General features: G+C 42.6%; 8 protein-coding genes. 7 read left to right on the top strand and 1 reads right to left on the bottom strand.

What is annotated here, in order from left to right:
- The first annotated feature begins 487 nt into the window (after positions 1-487).
- From NG798_RS25865 to NG798_RS25835, 7 genes are all read left to right on the top strand, one after another.
- Positions 488-727, top strand: a complete 240-nt coding sequence (locus tag NG798_RS25865; protein ID WP_261226605.1) for a hypothetical protein — start codon at positions 488-490, stop codon at positions 725-727.
- A 183-nt stretch (positions 728-910) separates the two neighbouring features.
- A complete protein-coding gene (locus NG798_RS25860; protein ID WP_261226606.1) occupies positions 911-1,006 on the top strand; it encodes an HNH endonuclease in 96 nt (31 codons plus the stop codon).
- Between the two features lie 432 nt (positions 1,007-1,438).
- A complete protein-coding gene (locus tag NG798_RS25855; RefSeq protein WP_261226604.1) occupies positions 1,439-2,287 on the top strand; it encodes a TIGR04255 family protein in 849 nt (282 codons plus the stop codon).
- Positions 2,284-2,859 (top strand): hypothetical protein, encoded by a 576-nt coding sequence (locus NG798_RS25850; RefSeq protein WP_261226603.1) that lies wholly within the window; start codon positions 2,284-2,286, stop codon positions 2,857-2,859. The genes NG798_RS25855 and NG798_RS25850 overlap by 4 nt, the downstream gene beginning before the upstream one ends.
- Positions 2,860-2,872: 13 nt before the next feature.
- Positions 2,873-3,340 (top strand): hypothetical protein, encoded by a 468-nt coding sequence (locus NG798_RS25845; protein WP_261226602.1) that lies wholly within the window; start codon positions 2,873-2,875, stop codon positions 3,338-3,340.
- A gap of 499 nt (positions 3,341-3,839) precedes the next feature.
- Positions 3,840-4,040, top strand: a complete 201-nt coding sequence (locus tag NG798_RS25840) for a hypothetical protein (protein WP_261226601.1) — start codon at positions 3,840-3,842, stop codon at positions 4,038-4,040.
- 28 nt (positions 4,041-4,068) lie between these two features.
- On the top strand, positions 4,069-8,460 hold the full coding sequence (locus tag NG798_RS25835; protein WP_261226600.1) for a caspase family protein: 4,392 nt from the start codon (positions 4,069-4,071) through the stop codon (positions 8,458-8,460).
- Positions 8,461-8,471: 11 nt separating this feature from the next.
- Here the strand turns inward: NG798_RS25835 and NG798_RS25830 are convergent, their stop codons facing one another.
- The gene (locus NG798_RS25830; protein ID WP_261226599.1) at positions 8,472-10,118 is read right to left on the bottom strand and encodes a hypothetical protein; all 1,647 of its coding nucleotides are present in this window, start codon (positions 10,116-10,118) and stop codon (positions 8,472-8,474) included.
- Between the last annotated feature and the right edge of the window lie 125 nt (positions 10,119-10,243).

Raw genomic sequence — 10,243 nt, 5'->3', positions numbered from 1 at the left:
AAAATTGTTAAACACGACCTTATTGAGGGAAAATTTACAACAATATTCAATACTGGATAGCTTATCTGTGGCTGGCCGCCCAAACCCCACTAAGTATAAAGTTATACCCTAGGAATGGCAAAAATTACATGAGATAATTTATTCAGCCATTTTACATTTAATCAATATCTAAACTTTACACACAAAATTATGAGTTTTACTAGAGCGCCAATTGAGTCGTGGGACCGGTGGATTTTATGAGGCCGGTGATTTTTTGAGAGCCGAATGATGTCATGGGGCCGGTGGATTTTTTGATGGCGGTGGATTTGTGAGTGCCGGTGGAATTCGGTCGTACTCTTGAATGGGGTGAGACAGATGGATGTTTGGAAGCCGGGGGATCTTTTAGGGGCCGGTGGGTTTTTAGGAGCAGATGGATGCTTTTGGGGCCGGTGAACCCAGAGAAGCTCCTGAACGTAAACAGGCCGGTGTCCGCCTGGAGTGCCTGTGAATGCAGGATGGCCTGTGGATGGTGGGGGGACCGGTGGCTATAAAAGTGCCGGTGGCTATAAAAGTGCCGGTGGCTATAAAAGTGCCGATGGGTGCTGGGGGGCTGGTGGGACTCCTGGGGCCGGTGGGACTTCAAGATTTGGTGAGTCTAAAGAGGCCGGTGTCACGTTGGGAAAGGTTTTTTTTATGGGATTTCATAGGCCGGCATCAGAAAAATATAGATTACCAGCACTCCAGGTAGACATCTTAGCTCTAAATGAAGTACCCTCTTTCAGGGGGCGACAAGTGTCCCTGAAGTATAACGCTAGGGAACAACCCTGAAATGCCTAGTCGTAAGGCTAAGTTGCTGAAGCAACAAAAGGGTAAATGTCCTTGGGGCAGACTACATTTTCAAGAATGCGATGTATTGGAAGTAGGCTAAAAAATCCCCAGAGCTCTAGGTGGCAAAGATGAGTGGAAGAACCTACAACTGCTACATCGACACTCCCACAATGAAAAGACTGCCTTAGATAGTATGTAAGAAGTCCAATAATAACAAAAGGAAACACGTTGAGTAGCCAGATGAAGAGAAATTTCCACGTCCGGTTTCGGAAGAGAGGGGTGGAATGGTAACATTCCTTAACTCTACCTTTAGACTCTTAACCCCACTAAGTAAGCCAATTTTCCTTGATTTATAAGGATAGTGAGGCCAGTAAGCCAATTCGAGAAATCGGTTCAACTTTTGTTGGGGGAAAATTTTTTGAGTGAACGGATGGCGATACGCTTTCGGGGTAAAGCTGTTGGAAAGGACAGTTTTTCGCTTGGGGCCAATTCCGATTTCCCTTCGTCAGAGCTTGCATCGGTGGCAAATGCTTGCCTTCCTCCACTGGCCACGTATAGAGTAGTGTTAGAGCTGACTAGGTGCAAATATTGTTCCGGCTTTCAACATTAGCAAACTAAGAGGTTTAATATTATGTCCGCCAGTCGCTTTGAGCCGATCTATAAAGCGCACGCAATCGTTGAGATGGTATTGTTTTTTGAATTTCTTCCGAATTTTAGTGCGAGTATTGAACGCTTGCTGCCACTACGTTCAGAATTGACGGACGACTTCCCTTCCAGCAACCTAATAGAGGTTGTTGAATATACTATTTCTGCTCAAGGCTTGGAACCACCCCAACCCACAACAACTCCGCTGAAAATTGGGGGGATTGAATTGCGTCGTTTCAAGCCAGATGGCTCTCTTGAATGGTTAATTCGTGTTACCCCCAAATCAATCAGTATTCACTGTTTGGAATATACGCGATGGAGATTTGTTTGGGAAAAGGTTAACGGCTATGTTGGCAAAATTGCTGAGAAGCTTGCGGGAACAGAAGTAAGTATCGCAAGTATTGGGCTGAAATATGTCGATCAATTTGTATTTCACGGCGAACTTAACGATTATGATGCTAGCCTCCTCTTAAGGCGTGAAAGTAGCCTGCTTCATTCACGCGCTTTCACTTCTAAGGCTCAGTGGCACTGTCACACTGGTTGGTTTGAGGAGGCGCCGGGATTAGGGCAGATACTCAGTCAAATGAACATAGATAGCGCCATTAGTAACGTAGATGGGGTTTCTCGCAACATAGTTATGATTGACCATACATTCACACGTCGTACTCAAATTGAAGGCGACTTGATGTTGTATATTCTCCCAGAAAAAATTGGAGAGGAAGCTCGCTCTAAACTTGCTGAGTGGATGCACGATGCTAGTAAAAAACTGTTCAATGATTTGTTGACTGATTCGGTACGCAACCGAATTAATCTTTACGCAGATGAAACGTTATGACTTATACCGCCTCTCCTTCCTATAGCAAAAAAACATCAACCGCTCCCTCGGTTTCAGCCCAGACGTCGCCACTCAGTCCTGCGTTTGCAGCCTACCTAATCGTCACCTTGTCAACATCTATTCCAACTCCACGCGCAATCACTCTTTCCGAGAGCGTAACGGCTCCTAAACCTGGAGTCGAACGATCTGTTTCTTCGGTCAAAAAAGAAACAAATCGAGACGATCTACTTGCTATTGAACGTATTAGAATTCGTGGAACCTATGAAGCTGGCTGGGCCGGTCCTGAAAGCATTGGACCAACACGAAGCGCTGTTGAACACGCTGAAGATTTTGCCAGATACATATTTAGTCTTGGAAAAATTGAAATACCTTACATCAGTGCTAGTGGGGATGGTGAACTTAATTTTTTCTGGAAAAAAGATGGATTTATATTAGATTTAGGATTCAAAGGCGACGGTTTTTACTCTTATTATGCCCAGCTTCCTAATGGACAAGAGATGATTGAAGACGCAGCAATTATCGGTACACCCCTTCCCGAAGACATTGTTAAAGTCATTACTCAAAAAACCTGAAATTAGAGATAGCATGGACAACAAACAACAGGATAGGGCTTTGGATCAAGTCTTACCTCTAACCGATGAAGAATTGTTATTACGGTTACATTTCAGCCCTGAACATATTTGCAATGGTAAAGTCGCTGCTACAGCTATCAGCACTTCTGACTTGAAACAAAGAGGGTATAGCCTTGATCGTAAAGCTTTTGTTGAGCCACAGATCATTGCAGATAGAGCGCTTACTCAAGGTGCAAAGAATCCAGAAAAACGAGAAAAATCCTATCTTTCGCAATTTGAATGCGGTTCTATCCGTGATATTAAATTCGAGGAAAAACCTGCCTTTGAGGTGAAAGAATCACCAACGTGCAATAACCCCGCTCATGCACACATTTTGAGCGCTCAGAAGCTGGGAGAGGGTGCTTTAAGAAGACTTCGGATTCTACTTCTTCCTTATTTGGACAAAAATCTAATGCTTCTTGATGAGTATATGCAACAGTAACCAGACTGAATACATTAGGTAGCTGTTCAATTTTCAGTTCTTCTAGCATAGTCCTTCTATGATATCTCTTGAAGCCTTGAAGAGGCTGATGAGGAAAACGGGGGAAATCTCTTTTAGTTGGCAAATAACTTCCACCGTTCAGGGGACGACAAGCGCCACTGAATGATTAATGGTTAATGGTTTTGGCTGTTCTACCCCTTCTGGCCAAAGTCGGAAAAAACAACTTGCTTATTTGAGAATAAACCCTGATGGCCAAAAATATAAGTAGGTGGTCATAAATAAAATGCGAAAATAAAACGTCAAAAGCATAGATTAACAAAGGTTACAGCCAAAAAGTTTGTTCCCTTAATTATAACCACCTAGGGGTAAAGCCGAGAGGTAGAGTCGAGGGGAATGTTGCATCCCGCCCCTATCTTCCAAAACCGGGAAGAGCGACTATTCATGGGATACGGCTGGAAATGCCTTGGCTGGTGACACGCTATGCTAACGAGATTGCAGTTTGGGACGCGGTATTGATTTGGCACACCGGCCCCCCAGCGGAGTTTACGCCGCCGCTGAAATCATCGGACAACCAAAAATTTTGGATAAGCAACTGGATATAGAGTATAGACTGGAGAAAAGCCGGTTGGGTAGTAAACCTCAAGCAATCATTCGCCTTACCAAAAAATTGTTAGACGCACCCTTATTAAGGGAAAATTGAAAACAAGACCCCATACTGAAGAGCTTAGATGAATCGAGATGCGCTGGTGGTAGGGATTAACAATTATCCTTTCCTGAAAGATAGTCCAGCCAGCAAGGCGAAACACTTGAAAACTCCTGCTAACGATGCCGAAGCAATCGCGCAACGCTTAGAAGAATATGGTGGATTTCGAGTGCGGCGTCTGCCAGAGTCAATTCAACAGGGGCAGCGTCGGATTAGTAGTACAACCGGATCACTGGTACAGGCAGATACTTTAGAAGATGCCATTATCCAGTTGTTTAACCCAGTAGGAGAGAGCTTTCCTCAAACGGCTCTACTGTACTTTATCGGTCATGGGTTGCGAAAAAATCGGGGTGGAGTTACTGAAGGTTTTTTGGCCACCAGCGATACAGATCCCAGGAAGAATCAGTGGGGGGTTTCTCTGCGATGGTTGCGGGAACTGTTGCAAAAAAGTCCAGTACAACAGCAACTGGTGTGGCTGGACTGTTGCTACAGCGGAGAATTGTTTAATTTTGCAGAGGCAGATTTAGGAACAGCAGAGCGGGAGCGGACGAGGTTTTTTATTGCCGGTGCGAGGGAGTTTGAACCTGCTGAAGAAGATATTGAAGGGCAGCATGGGGTGTTTTCTTTGGCATTATGGGAGGGACTTGACCCTAGACGACATCCAGAGGGTATGGTCAACAACGATCTGTTGATCGAGTATATTGCCCAGACACTCAAGGATGTTCCCCAGCAACCAATCTGGTACAACCCCAACAGTGAAATTATTCTGACGGGCGAACAAGAGAAAATTTTCATTTCTACCCCAGATGGGGACTGTCCCTACAAAGGGTTGCGCTTCTTTGATGTTGAAGATGCGGGCTATTTTTATGGACGAGAAGCTTTGACTCAAAAGCTGATTGAGCGAGTTCAGGTGGGCAAGGGGAATTTCCTGGCGGTGCTAGGGGTTTCTGGGAGCGGCAAGTCTTCATTACTCCGGGCGGGGTTGATGTATCAGTTACAGCAGGAGCGGAGATTGCCGGGGACGGAGCAATGGAAAATTCGGATTTTTACACCAGGGGAGCAGCCGTTGGTGAGTTTGGCAACGGTGTTTCTGGATGAGGAAGTAACGGATATTGAGCGTGCAGGACAGTTAAAAGAGGCTGAGGATGCGATCACAGAGGGAGCAACAGGTTTGGCACGGCTGATTAGAGCCTCTAAATCGCTCCGTACCGTGCTGATTGTGGATCAATTTGAGGAGGTTTTTACCGTTTGTCAAAGTCAGATTGACCGACAGCAATTTATCTCTAGTTTGTTGGGAGCGCTCAAACAAACGGGGAATAAACTCTGTCTTATCTTTGCAATGCGGGATGATTTTTTGGGCAAGTGTGCTGCTTACCGAGAATTAGCTGAGTTGATTCAGGCCAATTTGGTGATGGTAACGCCGATGAATGCTCAGGAGTTGAGGCAGGCGATTGTCGAACCTGCGAAAAAACTAGGGCGTAAAGTTGAGGAAAATTTAATCAATGTCATTCTTAAGGATTTGGGAGTTGAAATAGAGCAGCACACACGCGAACCTGAACCAGGAATGCTACCCTTATTGTCTTACACGCTAGAGCAATTGTGGCAAGGACAAACACTGAATTGGTTGAAGTTAGACACTTATAATAGATTGGGTGGAGTACAAAAAACTCTAGAAAATCTAGCAGAACAAACTTATAAGCAGCTTTCAGGTGAGGAACAACGAGTAGCTGACCAGATTTTTATCAAGTTAACTCAGTTAGGAGAAGGAACTCCTGATACTCGTAAGCAAGTTCCTCAACAGGATTTAATCACTCAATCACAATCAGCAGTTTTGGTAAAGGGAGTAATTCAAAAATTAGCTCTAGCAAAGTTAATTGTTACCAGCGAGCAACGAAAAGGACAAGAGAAGGTAGCAGTAGTAGATGTGGCGCATGAGGCACTGATTCGCCATTGGTCGAGGTTACGAGAGTTACTAGATAATAACCGAGAGGCAATTAGAACTGAGCGAAAAATTCAAGCCTCGGCTGAAGAGTGGCGAGATAAAGAAAAGTCTAAAGATTATTTATTGACAGGGTTGAGGTTGGGGGAAGCTGAAAAGTTTCTTCAGAATGAGGTGGGTATTGTGTCACTGTCGAGTTTAGCGGGGGAGTTTATTGAGGAGAGTCGGAAAGAACGCGATCGCATACAAGCAGAGCGCGATCGCCAACGCCGCAGAACTATTATACGGTTGACTAGCTTTTCTGTAGTTGGTTTTGTTCTTGCGCTTACTGCGGGGATAGGATGGTGGCGTGCTGTCATTGCTGAGAAAAATGCTCAACTTATCGCTGCCAGTCAATCTTCAGAAGCATTGTTTGCCTCAAGCAAAGAGTTTGATGCACTTTTACAAAGCATCCGAACAGGGAAGCAAATGAAAAGAGAATTTGGCATAAGTGCCGATACTGAAATGCGAGTTGTGGGTACTTTACTACAAGCAGTCTATGGCGTGAGAGAGCACAATCGTTTGGAAGGTTATAACAAACAGTTTATTCGCGCTTCGTTCTCTTCTGATGGTCAGAATATTGCTGCTGTTAGGGAGGACGGCACTATCAAAATATGGAATATAGATGGAACAGAAAAAACTCATATTAACCTCAAACCAAATTCTGAATTCGGTAATGAAAATTATTTAGCCAGTAGCGTCAGCTTTAGTTCCAAGAGTAATACTATAGTTGCTGCTACTGAGGGCGGTCGCATCAAAATCTGGAACTTTAATGGTAAGGAACTCTATAGTTTTAAAAGCCAGACTAAAGATATAATTTTGACCAGCGTTAATTCTGATGGTACAACTATTGCTACCGTTAATCGTCAAGGACAAATCAAGCTATGGAAACGCAACGGCGAAGAACGGCAATCTTTTCAACATCCATTGCAACCAGCAAGTTGGGTAAGCGTTTTAAGTTTTAGTCCTGATGACAATATCATCGCTTCTGGTGATAATCACACCAGTGGTACTGTTAAACTTTGGAGTCTCAAAGGTAAAGAAAATATCACCTTAAAGCACAATAGGAGCGTTAGCAGTTTAAGTTTTAGTCCGGCATTCAAGCTATTCAAAATAATTGCTTCTGTTGAAGAGCTAAATAAAGGCATACTGTGGGATTCTAATGGGCAAGAGATTGAAAGATTTGATGACTCTTACGACTCAGGTATAATAGGAGTAAACTTTAGTCTTAATGGTGATAAAATTGCTACCTTTGGTACTGGAAGCGATATCAAACTCTGGACATGGTCTAACAATAGCTTGCAGATGGAAAAAAGATTGTTTGGGCATACTTCTATGGTTACGGATGTTAACTTCAGTTTAGATAATAAAATGTTAGTTTCATCTAGCAGCGATAAAACAATAAAAATTTGGATGCCTGAAGGTATTAATAAAGAAATTTTTAAACCTGGTAATTTTTCTTTACATGATATAAGTTACAGTCCAGATACTAAAACCATTGCTACAGCTAATGGCGATGGATCTATAAAAATTTGGGACTCAGACGGCAGTCTTCGTAAAACTATTGCAGAGAATATTTTGCCAGAAAGTATTATAAATTTTAATATAAATTTCATTTCTGACGGACAACTGCTTATTTCTAGTAATTATAGCAATGAGTATATTCTTCAAGTTTGGGGGATGAAAACAGGAAAAATTAAAACAATTATCAGAGAAAATTTCGATAAATTTTCTGGAGGTAAACGCCATTATTTTGGTAAGCCTAGCTTAAGCCTAGATGGTAAAACTATTGCTGTTGGTAAAAAAGATGGCACTATAAAAGTTTTTCGTCTTGATGGCACAGAAATAAAAAGCCTTAAAGGAGGAAGCACAATAGTTTATTATAGCCCCGATGGTAAAATTATTGCTTCCGCTAGTAATAATACTGTAAAGCTTTGGAGTGCCGAGGGAACAGAGTTCCGCTCTTTAACAGGAAGCTCTTATCCCATCACCAGTTTGAGCTTTAGCCCAGATAGCAAAACTTTAGTAGCAGGGAACGAGAATGGAAATATCATTATTTGGAGTCTCACGGGAACAAAACCTCAAATACTTCAAGGACACACCTCTGCGGTTTCAAGTTTAAGTTTTAGACCAGATGGGCAAATATTCGCTTCTGCTAGTGGTAGTGGCACTAAGTATGATGGCACAATCAAGCTTTGGAGTGTTGATGGAAAAGAAATAAAATCTTTTAAAACTCAAGGTTCTAGTGTCCATAATCTTAATTTTATTAGCAATGGTAAAATTCTGGCCGTGCATACTGGTGTGATAACTATGTGGAACCTGGATGTAGATTATTTATTGGGCAAAGGGTGTGATTGGGTACGCGATTATTTAAAAAATAATCCTAACGTTAGTAATAGCGATCGCCACCTCTGTGATGGAATAGGAACCAATAATTAAGTTCCACAAAATTACTCTTTTTTTGCACTTCCTTCTGACAAATTACTCAAACTGCGGCTGGCAATATCTGCACTCAATCCCCAAATAACTAATCCCCAATAATCGGAAAATGGATCAGCACCGAACGTTGTTCCCTTCTCCACATAAAGAGTGCGAATTCCTACTATTGACAATCCAATCAACAACGCTAGAGAAAACAACGGTCGTGCAAACCAGTAAGTTGCTTCTGCCCGAAACTCACTACCCGATAGGAAGATGAGCGATCGCTGCAATCCTTTTACCCATTTAGCTACAGGTTTTTTTACTCCAATTTGGACAGCATTACTAACAGCTACAACAGCGTCCGTTACTCCCTTAACCACTTCTGATATTTTGATATCAGGTGTTTGACCTGGCCCCATCATCGTCTGAGAACTTTTTAATTTAGCTATATCTGCCTGCACCTCTTCCAATAAAGTTTTTGCCTGCTCATCCTGCTCTAACTCAATTTTTATTCGCACCTCACTAATCTTTTTCAGAATACCAGTATCTCCTTTAACTTGCGGATGAGCCTTGAATGGCTCTAACTTCTGCTCTAAGGTTCGTAGTTTTTGTAAACAATCCAAACGAGCAGAAATTTTTTCTACTTCTGCTGTTACTGATTCTAATTTCATTCGCTGCACTAACTGCTTGGCTTTTCCCACCATTGGAGTGAGAATGTCTCGATCGCCCTCATTAGTCTTATCAACTTGCTGCTCTAGTTCCTTTACCTTACCTAATGCTTCAGCTTGGGGAATACCCTTTTCTTGCATATACTTAACTAACCTGCCTAAAACAATGCCCAGAAATAACACTAAAAGTGGCATCAAAGGAGAAATCCGCATTGTCAAATTGACGGGAATAATTAAACGCTCGTTGGCATCTTCTAAAGTCAAGTAAACCGCTCCCGTATAACGGTCTGGGGGAATCTTCGAGCGCTCCCATATTAAAGGCAAACGAACAATTCGATCTGGTGATAAACTTTGAGGGATATTAGGTAGTTGAATTTGGGTTTTAGTTAACTGATAACCAGTCTGCTCTCCTTTCAATACCACCTCAGCGCCAGTAACTTTTACAGGGGCATCTACTGAGTTGTCAAATGTCAAATCCCACTGTGGCAAAAATGCACTCGCTGGAAGCAGTAACCGCGCCAACGCACAATCTAACAACCAACTACATTGGGTTAATTTAAGCTGTATCTGCTCATTCCCCGGCAAAGGTTTCAGATTTGGTCTGGCTTTTACTAATACGATGAGCGGAATTATTTTTCGTTTTTGGCTGGAAAGTACCACCTCAATTTGTCCTTGATAAGTCCCCGGTAACTCCGCATTAGAAACCTTTACCTGAAAATCCTTGGGAATACCTGCTTTTAGTTTGGGTTCTCCGATAAACTGGATTTGCTGACGTGCGATCGCGCCATCCGCTCCTTGACGCTTCAAATCAGAAGGCAGAAACATCAATTGTTCTACCTCCGCTGGAGCGGTTAGGCGGATGCTACCTACCAGGGAATCTTTCTCATTCAACCAACCCGTAATCTTCAAAGGGTTGTCTTTAGCATCCACTTCAACATTGGTCTGGGCCAAAGCTGATGTGGGGAAGATTATTAATAGGCATAAAGCAGTAAAAATCCAGCGTTTCATATTAAGCAAGAGATACCGGATGGGCTAAAGCAATTTCATGGGCAGCATATAAGCTGTTGTACATTTAAATAGGGTATAATTAAAATATAGTCTAGTCACTTTGTAGAAAAATGCCAGCCCAAAAT

Origin of the sequence: Ancylothrix sp. D3o, from assembly GCF_025370775.1 — a bacterium.
GTDB lineage: Bacteria > Cyanobacteriota > Cyanobacteriia > Cyanobacteriales > Oscillatoriaceae > Ancylothrix.
The sequence above is the reverse complement of the archived record's forward strand: the minus strand, read 5'-3'. Positions and strand labels throughout refer to the sequence as shown.

Bases quoted from the DNA above. Each gene is read 5' to 3' on its own strand.
- NG798_RS25865 (WP_261226605.1), top strand. From the start codon at position 488: ATGCAGGATGGCCTGTGGATGGTGGGGGGACCGGTGGCTATAAAAGTG.
- NG798_RS25855 (WP_261226604.1), top strand. From the start codon at position 1,439: ATGTCCGCCAGTCGCTTTGAGCCGATCTATAAAGCGCACGCAATCGTT.
- NG798_RS25850 (WP_261226603.1), top strand. From the start codon at position 2,284: ATGACTTATACCGCCTCTCCTTCCTATAGCAAAAAAACATCAACCGCT.
- NG798_RS25845 (WP_261226602.1), top strand. From the start codon at position 2,873: ATGGACAACAAACAACAGGATAGGGCTTTGGATCAAGTCTTACCTCTA.
- NG798_RS25835 (WP_261226600.1), top strand. From the start codon at position 4,069: ATGAATCGAGATGCGCTGGTGGTAGGGATTAACAATTATCCTTTCCTG.
- NG798_RS25830 (WP_261226599.1), bottom strand. From the start codon at position 10,118: ATGAAACGCTGGATTTTTACTGCTTTATGCCTATTAATAATCTTCCCC.